Annotated in this window: 16 protein-coding genes, 1 tRNA gene and 1 pseudogene; 9 read left to right on the forward strand and 9 right to left on the reverse strand. The window is 66.3% G+C overall.

Annotated elements, in window-relative coordinates:
* Nucleotides 1-63: 63 nt before the first annotated feature.
* A complete protein-coding gene (locus ACOTSS_RS12325; RefSeq protein ID WP_448688435.1) occupies nucleotides 64-405 on the forward strand; it encodes a PilZ domain-containing protein in 342 nt (113 codons plus the stop codon).
* A 25-nt stretch (nucleotides 406-430) separates the two neighbouring features.
* Here the strand turns inward: ACOTSS_RS12325 and ACOTSS_RS12330 are convergent, their stop codons facing one another.
* Together ACOTSS_RS12330 and recG are read right to left on the reverse strand one after the other, a co-directional pair.
* The gene (locus ACOTSS_RS12330; RefSeq protein WP_448688436.1) at nucleotides 431-1609 is read right to left on the reverse strand and encodes an iron-containing alcohol dehydrogenase; all 1179 of its coding nucleotides are present in this window, start codon (nucleotides 1607-1609) and stop codon (nucleotides 431-433) included.
* A 65-nt stretch (nucleotides 1610-1674) separates the two neighbouring features.
* Nucleotides 1675-3741, reverse strand: a complete 2067-nt coding sequence (gene recG / locus ACOTSS_RS12335) for an ATP-dependent DNA helicase RecG (RefSeq protein WP_448688437.1) — start codon at nucleotides 3739-3741, stop codon at nucleotides 1675-1677.
* A 236-nt stretch (nucleotides 3742-3977) separates the two neighbouring features.
* Here recG and ACOTSS_RS12340 point away from each other — a divergent pair, with 236 nt between their 5' ends.
* Nucleotides 3978-4238 carry a succinate dehydrogenase assembly factor 2 gene (locus tag ACOTSS_RS12340; protein WP_448688438.1) on the forward strand — a complete coding sequence of 87 codons (261 nt, stop codon included), beginning with the start codon at nucleotides 3978-3980 and terminating at the stop codon, nucleotides 4236-4238.
* Nucleotides 4235-7729, forward strand: coding sequence for a transcription-repair coupling factor (gene mfd / locus ACOTSS_RS12345; protein WP_448688439.1), 3495 nt, complete (start codon nucleotides 4235-4237; stop codon nucleotides 7727-7729). Before ACOTSS_RS12340 ends, mfd begins: the two co-directional genes overlap by 4 nt.
* Nucleotides 7730-7833: 104 nt before the next feature.
* Here the strand turns inward: mfd and ACOTSS_RS12350 are convergent, their stop codons facing one another.
* A complete protein-coding gene (locus ACOTSS_RS12350; protein WP_448688440.1) occupies nucleotides 7834-9030 on the reverse strand; it encodes a GGDEF domain-containing phosphodiesterase in 1197 nt (398 codons plus the stop codon).
* Between the two features lie 60 nt (nucleotides 9031-9090).
* Between ACOTSS_RS12350 and moaA the strand changes: the two genes are divergently transcribed.
* The 5 genes and pseudogenes from moaA to ACOTSS_RS12375 all read left to right on the forward strand — a co-directional run.
* Nucleotides 9091-10101: a GTP 3',8-cyclase MoaA gene (gene moaA, locus ACOTSS_RS12355; RefSeq protein ID WP_448688441.1), complete on the forward strand. Its 1011-nt coding sequence runs from the start codon at nucleotides 9091-9093 to the stop codon at nucleotides 10099-10101.
* A gap of 29 nt (nucleotides 10102-10130) precedes the next feature.
* On the forward strand, nucleotides 10131-10901 hold the full coding sequence (locus tag ACOTSS_RS12360; protein ID WP_448688442.1) for an NAD kinase: 771 nt from the start codon (nucleotides 10131-10133) through the stop codon (nucleotides 10899-10901).
* An 81-nt stretch (nucleotides 10902-10982) separates the two neighbouring features.
* Nucleotides 10983-11057: transfer RNA gene (locus tag ACOTSS_RS12365), tRNA-Asn, on the forward strand.
* Nucleotides 11058-11238: 181 nt separating this feature from the next.
* A complete protein-coding gene (locus tag ACOTSS_RS12370) occupies nucleotides 11239-11559 on the forward strand; it encodes a hypothetical protein (RefSeq protein WP_448688443.1) in 321 nt (106 codons plus the stop codon).
* 178 nt (nucleotides 11560-11737) lie between these two features.
* Nucleotides 11738-12058, forward strand: a pseudogene (locus ACOTSS_RS12375) (ATP-binding protein); the annotation flags it as partial.
* A 516-nt stretch (nucleotides 12059-12574) separates the two neighbouring features.
* Here the strand turns inward: ACOTSS_RS12375 and ACOTSS_RS12380 are convergent.
* From ACOTSS_RS12380 to ACOTSS_RS12405, 6 genes are read right to left on the reverse strand one after another with little or no spacing between them, the layout of a single operon-like run.
* Nucleotides 12575-13852: a sugar MFS transporter gene (locus ACOTSS_RS12380; protein ID WP_448688444.1), complete on the reverse strand. Its 1278-nt coding sequence runs from the start codon at nucleotides 13850-13852 to the stop codon at nucleotides 12575-12577.
* 29 nt (nucleotides 13853-13881) lie between these two features.
* Nucleotides 13882-15483: a carboxylesterase/lipase family protein gene (locus ACOTSS_RS12385; protein ID WP_448688445.1), complete on the reverse strand. Its 1602-nt coding sequence runs from the start codon at nucleotides 15481-15483 to the stop codon at nucleotides 13882-13884.
* Between the two features lie 23 nt (nucleotides 15484-15506).
* Entirely contained in the window at nucleotides 15507-17066 is a 1560-nt protein-coding gene (locus ACOTSS_RS12390; protein ID WP_448688446.1) for a carboxylesterase/lipase family protein, read from the reverse strand.
* A gap of 19 nt (nucleotides 17067-17085) precedes the next feature.
* Nucleotides 17086-18789 (reverse strand): alkaline phosphatase family protein, encoded by a 1704-nt coding sequence (locus ACOTSS_RS12395; protein WP_448688447.1) that lies wholly within the window; start codon nucleotides 18787-18789, stop codon nucleotides 17086-17088.
* 59 nt (nucleotides 18790-18848) lie between these two features.
* Nucleotides 18849-21113, reverse strand: coding sequence for a TonB-dependent receptor (locus ACOTSS_RS12400; protein ID WP_448688448.1), 2265 nt, complete (start codon nucleotides 21111-21113; stop codon nucleotides 18849-18851).
* A gap of 24 nt (nucleotides 21114-21137) precedes the next feature.
* On the reverse strand, nucleotides 21138-23348 hold the full coding sequence (locus ACOTSS_RS12405) for a beta-glucosidase (protein ID WP_448688449.1): 2211 nt from the start codon (nucleotides 23346-23348) through the stop codon (nucleotides 21138-21140).
* A 127-nt stretch (nucleotides 23349-23475) separates the two neighbouring features.
* Here ACOTSS_RS12405 and ACOTSS_RS12410 point away from each other — a divergent pair, with 127 nt between their 5' ends.
* Nucleotides 23476-24504 (forward strand): LacI family DNA-binding transcriptional regulator, encoded by a 1029-nt coding sequence (locus ACOTSS_RS12410; protein WP_448688450.1) that lies wholly within the window; start codon nucleotides 23476-23478, stop codon nucleotides 24502-24504.
* Nucleotides 24505-24518 lie beyond the last annotated feature (14 nt).

Genomic DNA, 24518 nt, shown 5'->3' on the forward strand with positions numbered 1-24518 from the left:
GATATTTACCGATTCTTGAGGAATCGAGTCGATCCTGCACGCCAGACCAGCAAGGGTACGACTATGCGCAAGATCGACACCAGCAAGGCCCATTATGTCGGGCTCGACCAGCGGCTTTCGCCGCGTAGCGACGTCTATTGCCGCCTGCCCTTCGTCATGCCCGACGGACGGCAGGAAATGTGCACCTGCGTCAACATCAGCGCCGACGGCCTGCTGATGCGCTTCGAGCGCGGATTGGAGCCCGGCGACCTCGTCGTGTTCCGCATGCCGATCATCGGCCGCACCGCGGCGAAGGTCATCTGGTCGCTGGGCGGCAAGACCGGGGTCCAGTTCGACAAGATGATCACGGTCGAGGATTATCTGCCGATGATCCGCGCCATGGGCGCGCGCGGCGACCTCAACTGAAGGCCGAGCGGCGCGACCCGCGTCATCACGCCGCCATCCGCAAGATCGTCAGCACATCCGCTTCGCCGCCGATCGGCCGCGGGTTGGTGCGCAGCCAGAGGTCGTGCATCGCATAGGTCGCGACCTGCCCGAACTGCGCCTCGCCGACGCCGACCTCCGCGAGTGTGCGCGGCATGCCGAGACCGCGCACTAAGGCGTCGAGCGCCGCCGCGGCGGTCGCCTGTCCGCCCCCCAGGCATTGCAGGATCCGCGCCTGCCGGCGCGCGTCATGCTCCGCGTTCCAGGCGAGCACCGTCGGCGAGAGGATGCACGAGGTATAGCCGTGCGGCACCCCGCAGGTGCCGCCGAGCACATGACCGATCGCGTGGCTCGCCCCCATCGGCACCCCGGCGAGCACCGGCATCATCGCCTGCCACGCGCCGATCTGGCATTTGAGGCGGCCTTCGAGGTCGCTCGGATCGGCCTTGACCCGCGCCAGCCCCTCGACGAGCAGTCGCAGCGCACTGTCGGCCAGACCGTCGGCATAATCGTTCGAGCGGTGCGAGGCGAGCGTCTCCACCGTATGATCGACCGCGCGCACGCCGGTCGAGAGCCACACCCATTCGGGGGTGTGGACCGCGAGCGCCGGATCGAGGACGATCGCGACCGGAACCATCGCCGGATGGCCGTAGCCCTGCTTGTGCTGTGTCCGCTCATCGGTGGCGCCCGAGCGCGGGTTGAACTCGCCGCCCGACAGCGTCGTCGGCACGCAGACGACGCGGATGTCGGGGCCTTCGATTAACGGATTGACCGCGTGCCCCTCGGCATCGACGCGCGTGCGCAGCGGCTCGAAATCCTCGACGCGGCGCACATCGTGCTTCAGCGCGAGCGCGACGATCTTGGCCGCATCGGTGACCGATCCGCCGCCGATCGAGACGATCAGGTCGGCTTTGGCCGCCCGCGCCGCCTCGACCGCGCGTAGCACGTCCGAGCGGGGGGCGTGCGGCGCGATGCCGTGAAAGGTGCCGGCATGACGGCCGCCGAGCGCGGCCTCGATCCCCGCGATCGCATCGGTGCGCGTGCACAGCGAGGTCGAGGCGATCAGCAGCACCCGCCCCGCGCCCATCGCCTCCGCCTGCTCGCGAAGCACCTCCCCCGCCGGCCGGCCGAAGACGACGCGCCTGGTTTCGGTGAAGGTCACTTCGCCCGATGACAGGTCCTGCATTGTGGCTCCTTCGCCCATCCTCCCAGAAAGGTTAGGATACAAACTATTTTCAGGATGGGAAGCTTTCACCCGCTCCGCAGGAGCGGCACCGCAGCGTCGCGTTCGAAGAGGTAGAGGCAGAGGCGCACCGCCTCGCCGCGCGGGCCGTCCATGCCGCCATCGCGCTCAACGAACAGGCGCGCGTCGTCGTGGGCGACGGGAAGCAGGCGCACGAGCTGTTCGGGAGTCGCGACGCGATAGTCGGCGTCGCCCGACTGCTTGAGGCCGAGAAGCTCGCCGCCGCCGCGCAGTTCGAGGTCCTTTTCGGCGATCACGAAGCCGTCATTCGTCTCGCGCATCAGCGCGAGCCGCTCGCGCGCGGTTTCCGACAGCGACTGCGAACGCAGCAGCAGGCACACCGACTTCGCCGCACCGCGTCCGACGCGGCCGCGGAGCTGGTGGAGCTGGGCGAGGCCGAAATTCTCGGCATGTTCGACGATCATCAGGCTGGCGGCGGGGACGTCGACCCCGACCTCGATCACCGTCGTCGCAACGAGCACGCCGATCTCGCCCGCCTGGAAGCGCGCCATCACCGCATCCTTGTCGGGGCCCTTCATCCGGCCGTGGACGAGCCCGACGCGGGTATCGCCGAAGCGTTCGCGCAGCAGCGCCGCGCGGTCCTCGGCCGCCGCGAGTTCGCTCGTCTCGCTCTCCGCAACCAGCGGACAGACCCAATAGGCCTGCGCGCCGCCCGCGAGATGGCGTTCGAGCCCGCCCACCACTTCATCGAGCCGGTCGACCGAAACGACGCGCGTGTCGACCGGCGTGCGCCCCGGCGGCATCTCGTCGATCCGCGAGACGTCCATCTCGCCATGATTGGCGAGTTGCAGCGTGCGCGGGATCGGGGTCGCGGTCATCACGAGGAGATGCGGCGGGCGCGCGCCCTTGCTCGTCAGCATCAGCCGCTGCGCGACGCCGAAACGGTGCTGCTCGTCGACGACGACGAGCGACAGGTCGCGATACTGCACCGCCTCCTGGAAGATAGCGTGGGTGCCGACGAGGATGTCGATGCTGCCGTCGGCGAGCCCCATCAGCGTCGATTCGCGGACCTTCCCCTTGTCGCGGCCGGTAAGGATCGCGAGGTTGACCGGCAGCCCCGCGAGCATCGCCTGCAAGGTCGCATGATGCTGGCGCGCGAGGATTTCGGTCGGGGCGAGCAGCGCCGCCTGCGTGCCCGCTTCGACCGCCGCCAGCATCGCGCGGAGTGCGACGAGCGTTTTGCCCGAGCCGACGTCGCCCTGCAGCATCCGCAGCATCGGCACGTCCTGCGCCATGTCGCCCGCGATCTCGCGTCCGACGCGGTCCTGCGCGCCGGTGAGACCGAAGGGCAGTTTCAGCGCATCGGTCAACCGGCCGTCGCCACGGATCGCCCTCCCCTTGCGGGTGCGCAGGCCCTGCCGGATCAGCATCAGCGCGACCTGGCTCGCGAAAATCTCGTCATAGGCGAGACGGTCGCGTGCCGCCTCGTCGCGCGGGCTGGCGTGCGCGCGTTCCATCGCCTCGCGCCATGCGGGCCAGTTTCGCGAGGCCAGCAGCGGCGCGTCGATCCACTCGGCAAGCTCGGGCCGCCGGTCGAGCGCGACGCCTGCGAGCTGCGACAGGCGCGCGTTGGTCAGCCCCTCGGTCAGCGGATAGACGGGTTCGTGGACCGCGATGGAGCCCTCGTCACCGGGCTCGGCGACATGATCGGGATGAACGATCTGGCGCATGTCGCCATAAAGGTCGAGCCGCCCCGAGACGCGGCGCGTCTCCCCGAGCGGAAACAGCTTGCGCGCCAGCCCCGACGTCCGCCCGAAATAGACGAGCCGGACATGGTCGCCCGCGCGGTCGAACGCCTCGACCCCGAAGGGCGCACGCGGGGATCGGCCGGGGCGATAGTCCTGCGCGGTCACGTCGACGATGATCGTCTGCCCCGCCTGCGCCTGATCGAGCCGCTCGACCGGAATGCGCGAGATGAGACCCGTCGGCAGATGAAAGAGCACGTCGATCACGCGATCGAGCCCCAGTCGGGCCAGCGGCTTGGCGAGCTGCGGCCCGACGCCCTTGAGGTCGGTCAGCGCGGCAAAGAGCGGGTTGAGGATTTCGGGTCGCATCGGTGATCTCGTCTAGCGCGGCCGGCACGAACTTGCACCTCCCCTCTCCCCTTGCGGGAGAGGGCAGCGAGATTTACGAGCTTGCTCGTTAGTCGCAGCGGGTGAGGGGTTGCGCTTGCAAAGCAAGCGCGTGCTCGCCATGCGAGCACTCACCCTCATCCAACTTCGCCTAGCCGCAAAGCGGCAAGGCTTCGTATCCTTCTCCCGTCAAGGGAGAAGGGGGTAAAGAGAAACAGATGCAAGACCGCCTGAAACGCCTGAAATTCCGCGCCTGGCATCGCGGCACACGCGAGGCCGACTATATGATCGGCGGCTTCTTCGACCGTTATGCGCCCGAATGGGGTGAGGACGAAGTCATATGGTTCGAGGCCGTGTGCGAGGAGGATGACGTCGACATCATGGCGTGGGCGCTCGGCACCGGGCACCCGCCCGCGCACCTCGACAAGCCCGATCTGATCGCCGCGATGCGCCGGCTGGACTATATTCCGCTGCCATGACCCGAAGCGCCGCCGACCTTTTCGCCGCGATCGGATCGGCGCCGGCGCCGCTGACGCTGGCGCGCGCGGCCGACGGCTTCCTGCCGCTGCTGCTCGCCGATCTGGCGCGGGCGAGCGAGAAGCGCCTCGTCTATGTCGCCACCGATGATGCGGCGATGCAGGCGGTCGCCGACGCCGCACCCTTCTTTGCGCCCGACCTGATCGTCCATCGCTTTCCGGCGTGGGACTGTCTGCCCTACGATCGCGCCGGCCCCTCGATGCGGGTCAGCGCCGATCGGTTGGCGACGCTGTCGGCGTTGCAGGCGCCCGCGCAGCGCGGCGAGCTGATCCTGACCACCGTTGCCGCGATCACCCAGCGCACGCTCACGCCGTTCCGCATCCGCCAGCTCGCGACGACGCTCGCGCCCGGCCAGCGAATCGACCGCGACGCGCTGACCGAGCTGCTCGTCTCGAACGGCTTCAACCGCGTCGACACCGTCGCCGATCAGGGCGAGTTCGCGGTGCGCGGCGGCATCGTCGACCTGTTCCCCGCGGGCGAGGAAACGGGCCTCCGCGTCGATTTCTTCGGTGACGAGATCGAGAGCATCCGCCGCTTCGACCCCGCCGACCAGCGCAGCCTCGGCCCCGCCAAGGCGCTGTCGCTGCTCCCCGCCGCCGAGACTTTGCTCGACGAAGCGACGATCAAGCGCTTCCGTTCCACCTATCGCGAAATCTTCGGCGCGCAGGCGACCGGCGATCCGCTGTATCAGGCGGTGAGCGAAGGGCGGCGGCAGGCGGGCATGGACCATTGGCTGCCGCTGTTCGAGGAACGGCTCGCGACCTTGTTCGACCATATCGACCCCGCAACCCCGGTGCTGCGCGGCCACCGCACCGACGCGACCGCCGAGACGCGCTTCGACGCGATCCGCGACTATCACGCGAACCGCGTCGCCGCCGAGCGCGAGCAGGCGGGCAGCTATCGCCCGCTCGCCCCCGACACGCTCTATCTGACCGAGGCCGAATGGAGCGACGCCGAGGCGGCGCGACCCGTCCATGTCGTCACCCCGTTCGACGTCCCCGAAGCGCCCACGGTGCTCGACCTCGAGACCTTCGCGGCGCGCGATTTCACGCCCGAGCGGACCGCCGACCTCAACGTCTACGACAAGGTCGCCGACCACCTGTCCGACGAACGTCGCAAGGGGCGGCGCACGATCATCGCCAGCTATTCGGCGGGCGCGCGCGAGCGGCTTTCGGGACTGCTGCGCGACCATGGGGTAACGTCGCTCGCACCGGTTGACAGCTGGCAGGATGCACTCGGCACAGCTTCGGCCGAAAGCGGCGGCACCACCGCGATGGTCGTCCTCCCACTCGACCATGGCTTCGCGTCCGACGCGATCAGCCTGCTGACCGAGCAGGACATCCTCGGCGAACGCCTCGTACGGCGGCAGAAGCGCCGCAAGAGCGGTGACGCCTTCCTCGCCGAGCTCGCGACGCTCAGCGTCGGCGATCTCGTCGTCCATCTCGATCATGGCATCGGCCGCTACGAGGGACTGACCTCGATCCCGGTCGGGAACAGCCCGCACGATTGCGTCGCGCTCACTTATGCCGGCGGCGACAAGCTCTATGTCCCGGTCGAGAATCTCGACGTGCTGTCGCGCTACGGCGGCGAGAGCGAGGGGGTCGGGCTCGACAAGCTGGGCGGCGAGGCGTGGCAGCGGCGCAAGGCGCGGATGAAGGAGCGCATCCGCGAGATCGCGGGCGAACTGCTCGCCACCGCGGCGCAGCGCGCGCTGCGCTCGGGCGAACTGCTCGCACAGGATGCCGCCTATCCTGCCTTCGCCGACCGCTTCCCCTATCAGGAAACCGACGATCAGGACCGCGCGATCGGCGACGTGCTCGCCGACATGGCATCGGGGCGCCCGATGGACCGGCTCGTCTGCGGCGACGTCGGCTTCGGCAAGACCGAGGTCGCGCTGCGCGCCGCCTTCGTCGCCGCGATGGCAGGGGTGCAGGTCGCGGTCGTTTGTCCGACCACTCTGCTCGCGCGCCAGCATTACACGAACTTCGTCGAGCGCTTCAAAGGCTTCCCGATCAACATCGGGCGCCTGTCGCGGCTGGTGCCCGCGGGCGAAGCGGCGAAGACGCGCAACGGGGTGGCGAGCGGGCAGATCGACATCGTTGTCGGCACCCACGCGGTCTTTGCGAAAGCGGTCGAGTTCCAGCGGCTCGGCCTCGTCATCGTCGACGAGGAGCAGCGCTTCGGCGTCGTCCACAAGGAGCGACTGAAGCAACTCAAGGCCGACGTCCATGTGCTGACGCTGACCGCGACGCCGATCCCGCGTACGCTGCAGATGGCGATGTCGGGGCTGCGCGAGCTGAGCGTCATCCAGACGCCGCCGGTCGACCGGCTCGCGGTGCGGACCTATGTGGCGCCGTGGGACCCGGTGGTGATCCGCGAGGCGCTGCTGCGCGAGCACGACCGCGGCGGCCAGAGCTTCTTCGTCACGCCGCGGATCAAGGACCTGCCCGACATCGAGGAGTTCCTGCGCACACGGGTGCCCGAGGTCAAATATGTCGTGGCGCATGGCCAGATGGCGCCGGGCGAGGTCGAGGAGCGGATGAGCGCCTTTTACGACCGCAAATATGACGTGCTGGTCTCGACCACCATCGTCGAGTCGGGGCTCGACATTCCGAGCGCCAACACGCTGGTCGTCCACCGCGCCGACCGCTTCGGTCTTGCGCAGCTTTACCAGCTTCGCGGCCGCGTCGGGCGGTCGAAGACGCGCGCCTATGCCTATCTCACGACGCCCGACCACGGCGGCATCACCGACACCGCGGAAAAGCGCCTCAAGCTGCTCGGCGACCTCGACACGCTGGGCGCTGGTTTCCAGCTCGCGAGCCACGATCTCGACATTCGCGGCGCGGGTAACCTCGTCGGCGATGAGCAGTCGGGGCATATCCGCGAGGTCGGCTTCGAGCTCTATCAGTCGATGCTCGAGGAAGCGATTCTCGTTGCCAAGGCCGAGGGCATGGGCGCTGCGCCGCCGCGCGAGGCGCTGTCGCCGGTCATCACCGTCGACGCGCCGATCCTGATCCCCGAGGATTATGTGCCCGACCTGCCGCTGCGCATGGCGCTCTATCGCCGCCTCAACGAGGCCGAGGACCGCGCGGGGCTCGACGCCTTCGCGGCCGAGATGATCGACCGCTTCGGTCCGCTGCCGCCCGAGACCGCGAACCTCGTCCAGCTGATGGAGATCAAGGCGAACGCGAAGGCCGCGGGCATCGCCAAGCTCGACGTCGGCACCAAGGGCGCGCTGGTCAGCTTCCACGGCGACGAATTCGCCAACGTGCCGGGGCTGATCGCCTATGTCGAGCGGCTGAAGGGCCGCGCGCGCATCCGCCCCGATAACCGGCTGTCGGTCAGCGGCGAGTGGGCGAGCGCGGGGGCACGGCTCAACGGCGCGCTGCAACTGTCCAAAGGGCTGGGAAAGCTGGCACGGCAGGCGGCGTAAAACATCGTCATTGCGAGCGGAGCGACGCAATCTCCAGCTATTGGCCTTGCGCAAGGCCGATAGCTGGAGATTGCTTCGTCGCTACGCTCCTCGCAATGACGGAGCTATTGTATCAAAGCGAGAAGCTCCTCCCCCGGCACCGGTCCCGATTTCAGGAAGCCCTGCCAGGTCGCGACCCCGATCTCCTTCAGCCGCGCGAGCTGCCGGTCGTTCTCGACTCCTTCGGCGACCACCAGCAATCCCAGCGCGCGCGCCAGGTCGACGATCGCGCGCACGACGATGCGGTCGCGGTCGCTGCCGTCGATCGTGCGGGTGAAGCCGCTGTCGATCTTCAGATAGTCGATCGGCAGCCGCGCAAGCAGCGACAGGCTCGAATAGCCGGTGCCGAAATCGTCGATCGCGATCGCCGAGCCGAGCGCGCGAATCTGCGCGAGCTGCGCCGCGGCGCTCGCCGGGTCGCTGAGCATCGCCTGTTCGGTGAGTTCGAGCGTCAGCCGGTCGGGGTCGACCTTCGCCTGCTTCGCCATCGCCGCGAAGCGGTCGGCGAAACCGGGGTCGCCGAGGTCGGCCGCGGTGATGTTGAGCGACACCCGGAGGCCACCGAGCGCTTTCGGCCAGCCCGCGATCTCGGCGAGCGCGACGCGGTGCGCATGCTCGGTGAGTTCGCGCTCCATCCGCGCGGCGCGCGCTGCGGTGACGAGCGGCCCGGCGCCGAGCAGCCCGAGCTCGGGATGCCGCCAGCGCAGCAGCGCCTCGACCCCGGTCATCGCGCCGCTCGCGACGTCATATTGCGGCTGATAGAAGATCGCGACCTCGCCGTGCGACAACGCCGCCTTGACCATTGCGCCATCGCGCGCCGAGGCCGGGCGCGCGAGCTGGTCGCTGGCGGTGCGGAGCTGGTCGGCGATCGGCTCATCGCGGGTGATCAGCGCCGCGGCGATGCGGATCGCAAGCCGCCCGCTCGGGTCGCCGACCATCGGCTCGGCGAGCGCGACGTGCAACGCCCGCTCCTGCGCATTCAGGGCGGCGAGCGACAGCGGTAGCGCGGGGACGATCAGGAAGCGCGGCCCGCTCAGTCGCTCGACCACCGCCCCGTGGCCGAATTCGTCGCCGGCGAAATTCTCGAGCCGCCGCGCGACCTCATCAAGCAGCGCATTGCCCGTCTCGGTCCCCGCGCTGTGATTGATTCGCGCGAGCTGGTCGACCTGCACCAATATCACGCCGACATCGGCATCGTGACGCGCGTGCAGTTCGGTCAGGTGGCGGATACTGGCGCTATTCGGGTCGACGGAGCGATTCATCGCGTCGCCATATCAGGCTTTGCTTGCCAATCCCTTCCCTTTTGCATCACAATCGGCGCGATGGCTGTTCATTCGCCCGCAGATGCCCCGCTGACCGACGGCCACGGCCGCCGGATCAGCTATTTGCGCCTGTCGGTCACCGACCGCTGCGACCTGCGCTGCCGCTATTGCATGGCCGAACATATGAGCTTCCTGCCCCGCTCGGCGGTGCTCAGCATCGAAGAAATGGGCGCGCTCGCGACACGCTTCGTCGCGCGCGGCATCCGGCGCATCCGCCTGACCGGCGGCGAGCCGCTGGTGCGGCGCGGCATCGACTTGCTCGCGGGCCGGCTCGGCGCGCTGATCGGGGGCGGGCTCGACGAGCTGACGCTGACCACCAACGGCATGCGCCTCGCCGACCATGCGCCGATGCTCGCCGATGCCGGGGTGCGGCGCGTCAACGTCAGCCTCGATACGCTCGACCCGCACGCCTTCCGCTACATCACCCGCGTCGGCGACGTCGCCGTCGCGCTGCGCGGGATCGACGCGGCGCGCGCGGCGGGCCTTTCGGTCAAGATCAACATGGTCGCTCTCGCGGGACTCAACGAGGACCAGCTCCTCCCGATGCTCGATTATTGCGCCGCGACCGGCTGCGACCTGACCCTGATCGAGACGATGCCCCTCGGCGACGTCGAGGGCGACCGCAGCGACCATTATATTCCGCTCCACCGCTTCATCGCCCCGCTTCGCGCCGAGCGCGCCATCTACCCCGTCGACAAGCGCACCGGCGGCCCGGCGCGCTATTTCGGGGTCGAGGACAGCCCGGTCACGCTCGGCCTGATCACCCCGCTCAGCGACAATTTCTGCACGACGTGCAACCGTATCCGGCTGACCGTCGAGGGGCGGATCTACATGTGCCTCGGCCAGGACGACCATATCGACCTGCGCGCCGCGCTGCGCGACGGCGGCATCGGCGCGGTCGATGGCTTGATTGATGCCGCTTTGGCTGGCAAACCCCGCGCGCATGACTTTCACATCGAACGAAAGTCCAAACCGGCGGTCGCGCGTCATATGAGTGCAACGGGCGGCTGAGAACAGCGCCCCAAGGGGGACCGGACCAAATGCATCGCAAGATCGCGCTCGTCGCATCGAACACGCCCGCGGGCGAGGAGGCGGAGGCCGAGCTGCGTCCGCTCTACGATTTCGTCGATCTGGCGGAGGCCGACCTGCTGATCGCGCTCGGCGGCGACGGCTTCCTGCTCCACATGCTGCACCAGCTGCTCGACCAGCGGCGGAGCCTGCCCGTCTTTGGCATGAACCGCGGCACCATCGGCTTTCTGATGAACGAGTTCCGCGTCGAGGGGCTGCTCGAACGCCTTGCCGGCGCGCGCCCCTTCCTGATCCATCCTCTCTCGGGCGACATCACGACGATCAGCGGCGAGCGCCATATCCTGCCCGCGATCAACGAGATTTCGCTGCTGCGCGAAACGCGCCAGGCGGCGAAGCTCGAGGTATTGATCAACGAGAAGACGATGCTCGAGGAACTCGCCTGCGACGGCGTGCTCGTCGCGACGCCCGCGGGTTCGACCGCCTATAATCTGTCCGCCAACGGGCCGATCCTGCCGCTCGAATCGGAAATGCTCGCGCTGACCCCGATCAGCCCCTTTCGCCCGCGACGCTGGCGCGGCGCGCTGGTGCCCGAATCGACGAGCATCCGCTTCAACGTCCGCGAGGCGGCGAAGCGCCCGGTCAGCGCGGTCGCCGACCAGCGCGAGATCCGCGACGTGAAGACCGTCCTCGTCACCACCGACCGCAGCCGCCCGCTGACCTTGCTGTTCGACCCCGACCAGGGCCTCGACGAACGCATCGCGATGGAACAATTTATCGTCTAGAGCGCCGGACCCGCCAAAACCCCCTTGATAAATATGTCCGTTGGCGGCAAAGGGGCCGCCTTGCCCGCTCCGGCGGGGTGTTCCTCGGTAGCTCAGCGGTAGAGCAATCGACTGTTAATCGATCGGTCGTAGGTTCGAATCCTACCCGGGGAGCCACTTCTGAATTCGGGCGCAAAATGCCTCCGGAATCATCGCCATCGGGCCTTCCCGATTCAGCCAAAATAGTGAATGGTTTCCGATAGGTAACCCCGAGTTTGCCATCGGCGAATGAGCAGTTCGATAATACGAGATTGAGAGCCCTTCGCTTGCTGGTCAAAGGCTGGTTTTCAAAGCGATTATGGGCTGTTCGGACAAAGTCCAAAAGTGCCAAACCGTCGTCGATCAGGTTGTCCTCGGCGGTATTCACGCTCTCCATATCCCGGATGCAACGGTCGCGTTCTTCGCGCCATGTCGCAGATACGCGATCGTGCATTTCCGTCGTCACCCGCCCATCGATCTTGTCGATATAGAGTGTATCGAGTCGGTGCTGGAGACGGTCGGCCTCCGCGCGGAGGCGCGCGACTGTCTCGTCGCGTTCCCGCCGCTCATCAGCATGGCTCTCACGAATCGCCCGAGCGAGGAGCCGAAACGTCTCGTCGTCGAGACGGAGCCTGGATAGCGCATGTTTGAACGCAAGATCGAGCGCTTCCTCCCGAATGTATGAGGATCAGCGTGCAATAGGCACCCCCTTCGTGGGGTGATCGGCGTGCAAAAAGGACCCCTTCATCCCGGGGATTTAGTCGGCCGACTGGTTTTGATCAGTTGGCGAGAACGGGATGTTGATCGTGGAGACAGTGGTGGTGACACGCCTCGAAGAGGAGACCCGGATCGGCAAGGGCGGGACCCTGGCGGCGCAGCTGTCGCGGCTCGACCTGATCGTGCTCGACGAGCTCGGTTATCTGCCGTTCGCCCGCTCCGGAGGGCAGTTGCTGTTCCACCTCATCAGCAAGCTTTATGAGCGCACCAGCGTCATCATCACCACCAACCTCGCCTTCGGCGAGTGGCCTACCGTCTTCGGTGATCCCAAGATGACCACGGCGCTGCTCGACCGCGTCACCCACCACTGCGATATCATCGAGACGGGCAACGACAGCTGGCGCTTCAAAAACCGCAGCTGACCGCCACCTTCGGCCCCTTCAAAAATCTATCTTGCGCTGCGCGCGCCTCCGGTCGGGCTACGCCCGCCCTCCGCCGCACGCAGCGCAAGGCGACCTTCAACTAACCGCATCATATCCGAAAAGGGGGTCCCTCTTCGACGCCGATAGGGGGTCCCTTTTGAACGCCGTTTGACAAAGCACGGGACCGAATTGGCAATCATCGGGCTTTAATATCGACCGGCGAAAGCAGACCGCTTCAGCCGTGCAACCTGCTGAGGTTCTTGCGGGGCGAGGCGCCCATGATATGTTGATAGACCGCGAAAGTGTCGGAGCCGAACGGCTGCAAGAAGATGGGTTATCTATCGACGATGGCCCGTGAAGAGTCGTCGGTGCAGTTTGATAGGCAACGAGGTGAATTCATCGAAGCCGCCAAAAGGCCAAATGCCGAAAGAGATTCAGGTGACAAGCCGCAGCTTGCTTCTTGCAATCGCAAAGCACAAGGATGCGCCGCCCTGGTGCAGGATAATCGTGAGAAGGTCAGAGAGCCGGTCGCCGGGCATAGATTCCGAAGACGGCTATGACCGCGTAGCAGGCGGCGGGGAGCAATAGCGCGAGGCTGAGATGGCCGGTAAGGTCGGCGATGGCGCCGGTCGCCAAGGGAACGACAGCCCCACCGAAGATCGCGACGTTGATGATCCCCGATCCGTCCGCGGCGCGCGGGCCGAGTTTTTCGGAGGCGAGGCTGAAGATCGTCGGGAACATGATCGCGTTCATCAGTCCGATCGCGAGCAGGCTGTAGCCCGACAGCGCGCCGGTGGTGGCCGTTGACACGAGGATCAGCGCGATCGCGCCGAGCGCGACGGCGGCGAGCAGCTTGCCCGGGCTAACGACGCGCATCAGCCCCGATCCGATAAAGCGGCCGACCATTGCACCGCCCCAGTACAGGCCGATCAGCTTGCCCGCCGCCTGTTCGGGGAGCGCCATGACATGGCCCTGCATCAGATAGCTGACGATCAGCGACCCGATCGACACTTCGGCGCCGACATAGAGGAAGATGCACAATGCCCCGAAGCCGAAGCGCGGCCGCTTCAAAAGGTCGAAGCCCGCTAGACCCGCACTCGGCTCATGGCGTTCGCCCTTCAGACGGCCGCGGAACAGCCATACCGCCGCCGCAACGACCGCGAGCGCCGCCGCAATGCCCAGATAGCCATGCACGATCGCCTGACTTTCGGCCGTGCGATAGGCATCGAGTTCGGCACCCGACAATTGATCGGCGCTGATCTTGGCGAGGCCGCCGAGGATAAGCATCGAACCGACGACCGGAAACACCGTCGTTCCCAGCGAGTTGAACGCCTGTGCAAAGGTCAGGCGACTGTGCGCGGTCTCGGGCTTGCCGAGCAGCGAGATCAGCGGGTTGGCGACGACCTGGACGACCACGACGCCGCTCGCGAGCACGAACAACGCAAAGAGGAACAGGCCATAGGTCGCAGTCCGCGAGGCGGGAATGAACAGCAGGCAGCCGATCATCATCGTGAGCAGCCCCGCGACCGCGCCGCGCATATACCCGATCTTCTTGACCAGCTTCGCCGCCGGGACCCCGATCAGCAGATAGGCGGTGAAGAAGCAGAACTGCACCAGCATCGCCTGCGTATAGCTCAGCGTGAACAATTCCTTCAGCTTCGGGATGATCACATCGTTGAGCGACGTGATTCCCCCGAAGATGAAAAACAGCCCCATCACAAACAGGCGAAGCTCGGGAGCGTCGACTGCGGACGGCGAGGAGGTGGTGGTGTGACTGGCGGCGGCAAATGCCATGCGGTCTGTCCTGTCCGATCGGGAAATGATTATCGGCTTGGCGAGGTTTCGGCGAAGCTGTCGATACCAAAGATCGAGCGGCCCGAAAGCCGACCGAGCAGCAGGTCCAGGCTTTTCCGGTCGCCGCGATAGGGTGCGAAGCGCGCGCCCAACTCCATGACTTCGCCGCCCACCCCGGCAAAGGCCGGCCAGCGCGGCAAGCCCGCCCCATTGGGGTCGCCGCGCTTCACGAAATTCGCCCACAGGTGCGACATCGTTTCGGCGATGGCACGATCGGCCGCGGTGAAGGGGCGCTCTGGCGATGCCGACAATGCGTTGAAGACATAGGGGATTTCCGCCGAATGAAACGCCCCGAACATCTCCGATCCCGGCCCGGGCTCGGGATGGGTGTAATAATAGGCGAAGACCGGCCCGCGATACGCCCGCGCCCAATCGACGAGCGAGGCGAGGCCGTAGAGGCGCGTCAGGCGTTGGCCCGCCGCCAGCACCGCCGCCTCGTTGTCGAGCGGATCACCCGCCAGCAGCGCGTCGGCCCCGGCTTCGCCCGCCATCCGCGCCGCGCGGGCTCGCACCTCGGCGGGCGTGGTGCGGAAATAGCCCGGATTCAGCACGCCTTCGTCGGCATTCAGCCCGACCATCACCGGAACCGCGCGCCGCGCGCCCGCCGCTTCGAGCGCGGCGACCTGTCCCGGCAGGATCGCCCCATCGACGACGGGGCCGAGCAGCGGCATACCGCCGACCTCGCCCGCTCCGGCGAGCGGCCCGGTGGCGAGCAGCGCCATCACGCGATCGGCAGATAGCCGCCGCAGCGCTGCGACATCGGCCAGCTTCGCTCGCGCCAACAGGTCGGCGCCGCGACGGTCGGCCTCGGCGCGGCCGGGCAGCGGCGTTTCGATGATGCCGCTTTGGGCGATCGCGCGCGCAAACAGCCCGTCGGACCGCGGCGAGACAAGCAGCATATGCACCGCCATCGCCCCCGCTGACTGGCCGGCGACGGTGACCTGTTCAGGATCGCCGCCGAATGCCGCAATATTGCGCTGTGTCCAGCGCAGCGCGGCGACCATGTCCTGCAAGCCGAAGTTGGCGCCGCCGCCCGGATCGCCCGCAAGGTCCCGGAACGCGGCGAAGCCGAAGACGCCCAGGCGATAGTTGATCGAGACGACGACGATGCCGCGCTTCGCCAGTTCGGTGCCGTCATAGATGGGAACCGCGTTCGACCCCGACATGAAGGCGCCGCCGTGAATCCAGACCATCACCGGCAGCGGACCGCCGTCATGGTTCGCGGGCGCCCAGATATTGAGGGTCAGGCAATCCTCCGATACCGGCGGCGGCGTGACATATTCGTGCGTCCACGGGCCGAAGCCGCCGGGCGTGATCGCCTGCATGCAGCCGGGGCCATTTGTCTTTGCCTCGCGCCGCCCGGCCCACGGCAGCGGCGCGGCGGGGGCGGCCCAGCGCCGTTCGCCGACCGGCGGCGCGGCATAGGGAATGCCCAGGAAGCGGACGACGCCCGCGTCGGCGGTGCCGATGAGTTCGCCGCTCTCGACCGTCGCGGTCCTATCCTGCGCGGCCCCGGACGGGGCGACCAGAAACGCGCCCAGCAGCGCGACGAGGGTAGAGAAAAGGCGCATCCTCATGACTCCCACTTGCCCGCTCAGGGCGCCTTCGCCGACACGACCTGCTCGACGAAATCAAGCCGGGCGCGGATCGGATCGGGCTCCTCATGGGCGCCTGTCGCGTCGAAGATCATCACATTGTCGGTCGCCGTGCGATAGGGCGACCAGCGCCCGCCGCCCGTCGCCGACGGCACGCCGGTCTTGGCGAAATTGACCCAATAGTCATGCACCAGCCGCGCTGCGGCCCGGTCGGCGGGGACCGTCGCGGCGCCGTGCCGGACATCGACGGTGCCAAAGACGAAGGGCAGTTCGCTGGCATGGAACGCGCCGGGCATCTTCGCGCGCAGATATTCGGGCACATAACCGAAGCGATAGGTGAAGACGGGCTGTCCCCGGCCAGCGATGATCCGCGCGACGTGCCGTGCGGGTTCGAGGAACATCATGTCGGCGGAGACCGCGACCCCGATGCGCATCGCATCCTTGCGGCCCTCGGGATCATAGACTTTCTCGGCCTCGGCCCGCACCCCCGCCAGCGGCGCATAGGCCTGATCGAGCCCGCCGCCGAAGAAGAAGCCGTCGGCGTCGTTGGCGCCGATCATCATCGGAATCGCGGCGCCGTCGCCGGCGGCATAGGCGGCATCGACCCGTCGACGCACAATCTGTCCGTCGATGTAGAGCGGGGTGAAATCCTTCGCGCTTGGGCCAAACAAGCTCATCAGGTTGAGCCCGTTCATCACGGCGTCGGCCGGCAAGGCGCGGAGCGCCGTGAGCGTATCGGCGCTATCGCCCGTCACTCCTTTCGTCCCCGCGAAGGCGGCGCCGATCGCCTCTGCCTGCGCAGCGGTGCTGGGCGGTCCCATCAGGTCACGCCCCCCGCCCGACATCGCGATCGCCTTGGCGAACAGTCCCTTGGCGAGCGGTGTCGTTGCCAGTGCGTGCACCGACCCGCCGCCCGCAGACTCGCCAAAAATGGTGACATTGTTCGGATCGCCGCCGAACGCGGCGATATTGTCCTGTACCCATTTCAGCGCCGCAATCTGATCGAGGATCGCGAAATTGCCGGTTGGAGCCCCTGCCGCCTCGCGCGTCAGCGCGGGATGGGCGAAGAAGCCAAAGCGGCCGAGCCGGTAATTGAAGCTGACGAAGACGACGCCCGATTCCGCAAAGGCGCGCCCCGAATAGACGGGCGCCGAGCTACCGCCATTGACGAAGCCGCCGCCATAGATCCAGACCATCACCGGCCGCTTTGCAGACGACGGCTTGGTCGGAGTCCAGACGTTGAGGTAGAGGCAATCCTCCGACGGCTTCACCCCCAGCGGCGCCGCGTCGGCCTTGTAAGGAATCTGCATGCAGTCGGGTCCGAACTGGTCGGCGACCCGGACCTCGCTCCAGCGGTGGGCGGGTTGCGGCGCGCGCCAACGCAGGTCGCCGACCGGCGGCAGCGCAAAGGGAATGCCGCGATAGACGATGCTTTGCCCCTCGGCGACGCCTTGCACGGCGCCAGCATCGGCCTTGACGACGAGCGGCTGCGCCGTATCGGCCGCCGCCGCGGGGGTGGCGAGTGCCAGTGCCAGTGCGATGCCTTGGAATATCCGCATTGTCTGTCCTTTCACTTGATCACCGCGCTACCGGCGAAGCGGGACAGATCGTCCCGGCATCACGCAGTTCGAGGCATTCTCCATCGACCGGATCGGTCGGCGTAATGTGCATTGCGCCCGCAAGCGTTGGCGCCAGATCGACCACCCGGACCGGCAGCGCGCGTTCCTGATGCGCGATTCCTGGCCACCAGAAGAGGATGGGAACGCGCCGGTTGAAGTCGCTCGGCCCCGAATGGCCCATCATGAACAGGCCGGGCAGCGGTGGCACCGCGATTTTCAGCGGATCGGTGGCGATCAGCAGGTCGCCGCTGCGCTCGGGATAGTAAGACAGCGCCATGCGGTCGGCGACGGGCAGCAGGTCCGGCGAAAGATGCGGATCGGGCTTCCGCGCGCGCAATTGGGCTGCGGTCCACGCGCCCAATATCCCCGGCCGGGTCCGCGCGCGGTCGGCGGCGGCGGCGGCGATGCGGTCCTTGAGCGCCGCGTCGGCGAGGGGGCGCCCTTCGGTATCGACGACGACAAGTTGCGTCGGATCGAAAAAGGCGGGGCGCAGCGGGTTCCAGCCGATGCCCGTCGCGGCGCGCGCCGCGGCGTTGAGGTCGGCGAGCAGCGCGGCGCCATCGATGCGGCCGGCATCGCGATAGCCGCGCATCGTCAGTCGCTCGGGTATGTCCCCGCCGCCATGGTCGGCGGTGAGCGCGACAAGCACGGGAATATGCAGCTCTTCGACTCGCTTCAACAACCGGCCAACCTCTTCGTCAACGCGCGCCATCTGGTCGCACATCTCGGGGCCCTGCGTGCCATAGGCATGGCCGACCATGTCGGTCGCCGACAAGCCGACGGCGAGCAAATCGGTCCCCGACGACTGGCCGAGCGCCTGATGGTCGAGCAGGTCGAGCGCGGCGTCGACGGTAAGCTGGTCATAGAGCCACGGCGGCAGCTTTGGACCGTTCACCTGCGGCTGTCCGGGGATCGCCGCTGGCGGATCGGGCGGCAGGTGCGCGTGGAACTTCTTGCCGCCGGACAGGGGTATAACGGTCTCCCGCGCGCGGCAGCTTTCGCGGCGATAGGTCCACAGCGGCGGCGCCGCCGCGAGGCGCTTCGCGAGTTCTCCGTTGAGGCGGTCGAGCGGCGCGAGGCGCCGCTGCGCATGCTCGGCGTCGTCGCCCCAGCTATCGAATCCCTGCTTGCCGTCGAACCAGAAGGCGCCGTCGGGATGGTGGCCGCCCATCATGATCGCCGAGCGATCCTTGCCCGCGACTGAAAAGACACGGTTGGCGGGCGACGCGGCCTTCAACCAGTCGCCGAGCGTCGATACCTCCAGCATCCCCGGCCCGACGCCGGGCTTGCGGACGGCATGCGCCGCGACGTGAACGCCGTCGTCTGTGCAATAGCGATCGACCGCGCCGCGCTGGTCATACCATTGGTTCGCGATGATCCCCGTCGCATTGGGGTGCCGGCCGCTGGCGATCACAGCATGGCCGGCGCAGGTCTCGGTCACACCGTGCGCGTGAAAACCGTTGGAATAGACGATCCCCTGCGCCAGCGTCGCCAACCCCGCGTGAAATTCGCCGCGGCTGGCGTTGAACAGATCGGCCGAAAACTGGTCGATCGAAATCAGGATGACCAGCTTCGGCGCCTCGGTCTTTCCCTCGGCGGCGGAGGCGCTGATGCCCGTCGCAAGAGCCAGGACGCCCGCCGCGGCCACGATCCATTTCCTCATCCGCCCCAACCTCCTCGGCGCCGGGCCATCGCGTTCGATGACCCGACGCATCTTGTTCTTCAGAAACGGCCTTCGAGCGACACGCCGAGCGTCCGAAACGAATTGAGCCCAAACATATGGTAATAGTCGCCGCGCGCCTGCGAGTTGGAGTTGATGAAGGTCGGTTGACGTTTGTCGAAGCAATTGCGGCAGAACAGCGTCAGCTTGTACTTGTCGTCCATCTGCTTGAGCCCGACGCTCGCGTCGAACAGCGCATAGCCCTTCAATTCGGTGTTCGGGTCCTCGGTCGAACTGAAGTTCGAACTGGTGCGGGCATAGAGAGCGCCCTGGAGGAACACCGCCATGCTTTCATTCACCGGCGTTTCGTAGCGGCCCGTCAGGCTGACCGTCCATTTCGGGACGTTCGGCAAGCGATTGCCCGAAGAATCGACCGTGCCGTTGGCGCGGCAGTTCGGCTGGAACGGATAACATTTATCCCCTTGGAAATCCGAGAAGAAGGCATCGACGTAGCTCACCCCCAGGTTGAAGACGAGGCCTTCCGCCGGCAGCGCCGACGCCTCGATCTCGAACCCGCGCGATTTGAGTTCGCCGGCGTTGAGCAGCACATAGCCGTTGCTCGCGGTGTCGAATGCCTGTGCCTGGAAATTCTTGAAGGTCGAGGTGTAGCCCGAAATGTTGAAGATCAGACGGCGGTCGAGCAGCGTCGACTTGATACCCGCTTCATAGGATGTCGGAATTTCGGGCATGATCAGCGGCGCATTGGGGTCGATCGACAGGTTGAAGCCTGGCCCCTTGTAGCCGCGGGCGACCGAGGCATAGGCCATGACGTTGTCGGTGAGGTCATATTGCGCGCCGATACGCCACGAGAAATTCTCCTCGCTGATCCGCTGGTCGCGCGATCCCGGCCCGCCGAGCGGAATGACGAACCCACTCGCATCGTTGACCGAATTCAGTTTCAGCTTGTCATAGGTGTAGCGGCCGCCAACCGTGAAACGGAGCCGATCGCTGAGGTTCAGTGTCCCCTGGCCAAAGGCGGCATAACTTTTCGACGCAAGAATGCCGTCCGAGCGAATTCCAAGCCACGCGTCGAACCCCGCCGGTGGCGGTGCCGTCTGGCCGAAGGCGCCGCTGGCAGTGATGCTGGTGTCGGTATCCATATCGAAATAATAGAGACCGAGCTGATATTCGAAGAATTGGCCGACCGGAGACGCCAGGCGCAATTCTTCGGTGAACTGGGTGATCGTCGAAAGCTGGAGGTTGGTGTCGAGAATATCGACCCGATGTTTGTCCGAATCGAACAGGTTGGTGGAGTCGAATTTGCGCCAGGCGGTGATGCTGGTCAGCGTATGCCCGCCCGAAAATTCATAGTCGATATTGGCCTGCACCCCGCCGACGTCAAAGGTAGCCCGCGTCGGCGCGCCATAGCTTGAATAGAAATTGTCGGGGCTGGCGATGATGCCGAGAGAGGCATTTTCGGCCGCGAACGGGCTGGCCGGCCGGACGATGCGATCGGCGGCGCCGCCCGAACCGACCCCCGACGAATGGGCATAGTCGCCGGCAATATAGATGCTGAGTTCGGGCGTCGGCTCCCAGAGCAGCTTGGCGCGCAGACTGGTTTGGTCCTGGCCATATTGGCTGTCGGGCACGGCCACCAAATTCTTGATCACCGGATCGGTGTGGGTCTGCGACGCGCTGACGCGCAGCGCGGCCGTCTCTCCCAGCGGCACGTTGACGATGCCCTGAAGGCGATAGAGCAGCCCGTCGCCGGGCACCTTCATTTGCGCGACTTCACCCATCAACTGCCCGTCGAAGCGACCGATCTCGGGCCGCCGCGTCGTGATATTGACCAGACCGGCGGATGCGTTCTTGCCGAACAACATGCCCTGCGGCCCGTTGAGCACCTCGATCTGCGCAAGGTCGAGATAGTTCATGAAGCCGAGCGCCGGACTGCCCATGACGACGCCGTCGATCACCGGGGTCACGCTCGATTCGATCGTCGGAGAAAAGCTGAGCGTGCCGACGCCGCGAATGGAGAAATTGGATGCGCCGAGCGCGGCGTTGAAGCTCTTGACCTGAAGGCTGGGCGCAACGAGTTGAAGCTGCGACGGGTCGAATATCTGGCGCGCGGCAAGTTGGTCGGCGCTGACGACAGTTGCCGAGATCGGCACGTCCTGGAGGTTTTCGGCGCGCTTCTGTGCCGTGACGATGATGTCACCGAAGCCGCCGGACCGCTCGTCGGTCGACGCAGCATCCTGGGCCAGCACGGGCGTGGCGAGCGCGAGCGTTGTGACCAGCGCGGTGGCGGAAATCCAAATTCTCTTCATGTCCATCTCCCCTGTTTCGATTATCTATTGGCGGTAGTTCCACGTCCTTCCGGCGAGCGTGATGTCCGTTTGCCCGAGCAAGTCTTCGGCCGACGCGCCAAGTGCGAAGCGATAGGTTCCGGGCGCGATGGACCAGCCGCTCTCTGTCCAGTCAGCGAGCAACCGCGCGTCGATCGGCACTTCGACCGTGCGCGCTTCGCCGGGCTTGAGATTCACGCGCTCGAATGCAACGAGCCGACGTGTCTTGCCGCGCGGCGTTTCGACCAGATAGACCTGCCCGACGTCGGCGCCCTCGCGCGCACCGCTGTTGCGCAACGTGAAAGTTGCACTGGGGCTGGGCCCGCCCGAAATGATGAGGCCCGCGCGCTCGAAGCTGGTATAGCTGAGCCCGAAGCCAAAGGGATAAAGCGGCTTTGCGTCCTTGCGCGCGAACCAGCGATAGCCGACGTCGGCCCCCTCGATATTATAGTCGATGTCAAGCGTCTGGCCCGGTTTGCCATAGCCGGAAAAACTGGGCTCGACCGCATCCGCGCCCGGCAGGGCGGGACGCGGAAGCTGCGCGACCGAGGCCGGAAAGGTCACCGGCAACCGCCCAGAGGGATTGACGTCACCGAACAGCACTGCGGCGATCGCTTCGCCGCCCCGCGCTCCGGGATACCAGGCTTCGACGATGGCGCCGACATCATCTTTCCACGGCATGACGACCGGTCCGCCGGTTTCGAGAACGACAACGCTGTTCGGATTGGCCTTTGCCACCGCAGCGATCACCGCATCCTGTCCCTGCGGCAGCGACAGGTCGGGAACGTCGAGACCTTCGGTCATCCATTGCGTCGCAAAGACAATGACGAGGTCGGCGTTCTTCGCCGCCAATGCCGCTTCGGCCGGGTAGCGGCCGTCACGGAAGACGACCTCGGCCTGCGGCGCACGAGCGCGGAGCGCGTCGAGCGGCGACGAGCGGTGATAATTCTGCGCCATCATCGCCGTGAACGGCCCGTCCTTCATGGTCGGAAGCGACACCGCCGGGCCGCCTTCACCCTGCGCCTGCGACGATCCGCCGCCCGAGAGCACACCGCTGTCGGCATAGCCGCCGACGACCAATATGCGCTTCGCTGTGGCAGCGAGCGGCAGGATGTTGCCGCGATTCTGGAGGAGGACGATGCCCTTTTCGGCGATCTCCTGCGCGACGGCCGCGCCCGCAGTGACATCGATCGGCGCCTTGCGCGGGGGGGTGCGGTCGACGCCGACGGCATAGATCGAGCGCAATATGCGCCGATTCATGTCCTTCACGCGATCGCGATAGCGCTTGTCGCGCCGGGCCGCATCGAGCAGCGGGGTACCGAAATGAACCGCTGCGTCGAGTTGCGATCCCGACTGCTGGTCCAGGCCTTTGAGCGCGAAATCGGTCGCCCGCACCGAACCCCAGTCGGACATCACCCAACCCTTATAGCCCCAATCCTTCTTGAGAATGTCGTTGAGCATCAGGCCATTGCCGCACGCCTGCGCGCCATTGATCTTGTTGTAGGCGCACATGACCGACCCGGGCTGCCCCTTTTCGATCGCGATCTCGAAGGCGAGCAGGTCGCTCATCCTGAGCGAGCCTTCGTCGATGACGCCGTTGTGGAACTGGCGCCCGATCTCGGTCGGGTTGAGCACGAAATGCTTGACCGTCGAAATCACGTGGCGCGACTGGATACCGGCCACCGCGGCCCCGCCGAGCAGGCCCGAGTGGAGCGGATCCTCGCCCAGATACTCGAACACACGGCCGCCGCGTGGATCGCGAACAAGGTTGATACCGCCCGCGAGCAGGACATTGAACCCCTTGGCGTGCGCCTCGCCGCCGATCTGCGCGCCGCCCTTGCGCATCAAATCCGGGCTCCACGTCGATCCCATCGCCATCCCCGACGGCAGCGCGGTCGCACCGTCGCCGCGCAATCCGCCGATATAGGAAACGCCGAGGCTCGCATCGGTTTCGGTGAGCGCGGGAACGCCGAGACGTTCGATGCCGGGAATATAGCCCGCGCCGAACGGCACGCCGTCGGGTATCTTCACATCACCATAGGGCATAGCCATGATGCCATTGAGCAGCGTGATCCGTTCGGCGTCCGTCATCGCGGCTTCGGTGGCGGCGGCGCGTTCGTCAGCCTCGGCCGCCGGTTCGCGCGCCTGCGCTCGCTGGGCGATGGCGGACGTCGAGCAGGCCGCAAGCAGCGCTGCGCAGCAAAGCCACGATTTCATGAATCTCTCCCAATTTATCTATTCTCGAATCGCTAGCTATCTAATCATGTCAGCGCTGACAATGAAAAATGTCAGCGCTGACATTAATGACTGGACCGGATACGTATTCGCTGTCTAACAAGGCGCCATGAAAGTCCCTGTCTCTCCTTCGAAAAAGGCGACGACGCTTGACGATGTCGCGATGATCGCGGGCGTGTCGGCCAAGACCGTTTCGCGCGTCGTAAACCGTGACGCGAATGTCAGCGCCGCGACGCGCGAGCGCATCGAGGCGGCGATTCGCGAAACCGGCTATCGGGTGAATCAGGCCGCGCGGTCGCTCGCCGCGTCGCGCTCCTTCCTGATCGGTGCTTTCATGCCGCATATCTCCTCCTTCTATTTCGCGGAGATCTTCCGGGGCGCGGCGAATGCCTGCCGCCAGCATGGCTATCACCTCGTCCTCGAGGAGTTCGATCATGGCGCGGACAGCGTTGTCGATCGCTACGAACAGGGATTGCGTGGCGCGCACTGCGATGCGTTGATCCTGACACCACCGGTCTGCGACGACGAGAGGCTGCTCGACGCGCTCGATCGCGATGGTCTGCCCTATGTGCGGATCGCACCCGGCAAGCAGTTCACGCGCTCAAAAGCGGTGAGCGCCGACGAACGACAGGGGGTCGAGCAACTCGCGCGTCATTTGTGGGAACGCGGTCGCCGCCGCTTTGCAATCATTGCCGGCCCGGATGACCACACGGCGGCGATGGTTCGCGAAAAGGCTTTCCGCGACACCCTGGCCGTGCTGGGCGGCAACCCGGCGAATGTGTCGCTGGCCCGCATCGAGCTTCACGACATAATTTCTGAAGCGGGACGCATAGCGACCCAGCATCTGCTGCGTAACGCGGAGACGCTGCCCGACGCGATCTTCGCGTTCAACGACGAGGTGGCAATCGGAACGATGGCAGCGGTGCGCGATTTGGGCCTTTCAATCCCCGAGGATATTGCGGTCGCGGGGTTTGACGACAGCTATATCGCCCAACTGGCCTGGCCGCCCCTGACCACGGTCCATCAGCCCATTGCCGATCTCGCCTTTCAAGCGGTAGCGATTATCGCCGATGCACATGTCGCCAGCCTCGACACCATTTTTCTGCCTACGAATCTTGTCGTGCGGGGCACATCCTGACGATCGCTCGGTCC

This window comes from Sphingopyxis sp. NJF-3 (genome assembly GCF_053514865.1).

Bases quoted from the DNA above. Each gene is read 5' to 3' on its own strand.
- ACOTSS_RS12325 (WP_448688435.1), top strand. From the start codon at position 64: ATGCGCAAGATCGACACCAGCAAGGCCCATTATGTCGGGCTCGACCAG.
- ACOTSS_RS12330 (WP_448688436.1), bottom strand. From the start codon at position 1,609: ATGCAGGACCTGTCATCGGGCGAAGTGACCTTCACCGAAACCAGGCGC.
- recG (WP_448688437.1), bottom strand. From the start codon at position 3,741: ATGCGACCCGAAATCCTCAACCCGCTCTTTGCCGCGCTGACCGACCTC.
- ACOTSS_RS12340 (WP_448688438.1), top strand. From the start codon at position 3,978: ATGCAAGACCGCCTGAAACGCCTGAAATTCCGCGCCTGGCATCGCGGC.
- mfd (WP_448688439.1), top strand. From the start codon at position 4,235: ATGACCCGAAGCGCCGCCGACCTTTTCGCCGCGATCGGATCGGCGCCG.
- ACOTSS_RS12350 (WP_448688440.1), bottom strand. From the start codon at position 9,030: ATGAATCGCTCCGTCGACCCGAATAGCGCCAGTATCCGCCACCTGACC.
- moaA (WP_448688441.1), top strand. From the start codon at position 9,091: ATGGCTGTTCATTCGCCCGCAGATGCCCCGCTGACCGACGGCCACGGC.
- ACOTSS_RS12360 (WP_448688442.1), top strand. From the start codon at position 10,131: ATGCATCGCAAGATCGCGCTCGTCGCATCGAACACGCCCGCGGGCGAG.
- ACOTSS_RS12370 (WP_448688443.1), top strand. From the start codon at position 11,239: ATGGGCTGTTCGGACAAAGTCCAAAAGTGCCAAACCGTCGTCGATCAG.
- ACOTSS_RS12380 (WP_448688444.1), bottom strand. From the start codon at position 13,852: ATGGCATTTGCCGCCGCCAGTCACACCACCACCTCCTCGCCGTCCGCA.
- ACOTSS_RS12385 (WP_448688445.1), bottom strand. From the start codon at position 15,483: ATGCGCCTTTTCTCTACCCTCGTCGCGCTGCTGGGCGCGTTTCTGGTC.
- ACOTSS_RS12390 (WP_448688446.1), bottom strand. From the start codon at position 17,066: ATGCGGATATTCCAAGGCATCGCACTGGCACTGGCACTCGCCACCCCC.
- ACOTSS_RS12395 (WP_448688447.1), bottom strand. From the start codon at position 18,789: ATGAGGAAATGGATCGTGGCCGCGGCGGGCGTCCTGGCTCTTGCGACG.
- ACOTSS_RS12400 (WP_448688448.1), bottom strand. From the start codon at position 21,113: ATGAAGAGAATTTGGATTTCCGCCACCGCGCTGGTCACAACGCTCGCG.
- ACOTSS_RS12405 (WP_448688449.1), bottom strand. From the start codon at position 23,348: ATGAAATCGTGGCTTTGCTGCGCAGCGCTGCTTGCGGCCTGCTCGACG.
- ACOTSS_RS12410 (WP_448688450.1), top strand. From the start codon at position 23,476: ATGAAAGTCCCTGTCTCTCCTTCGAAAAAGGCGACGACGCTTGACGAT.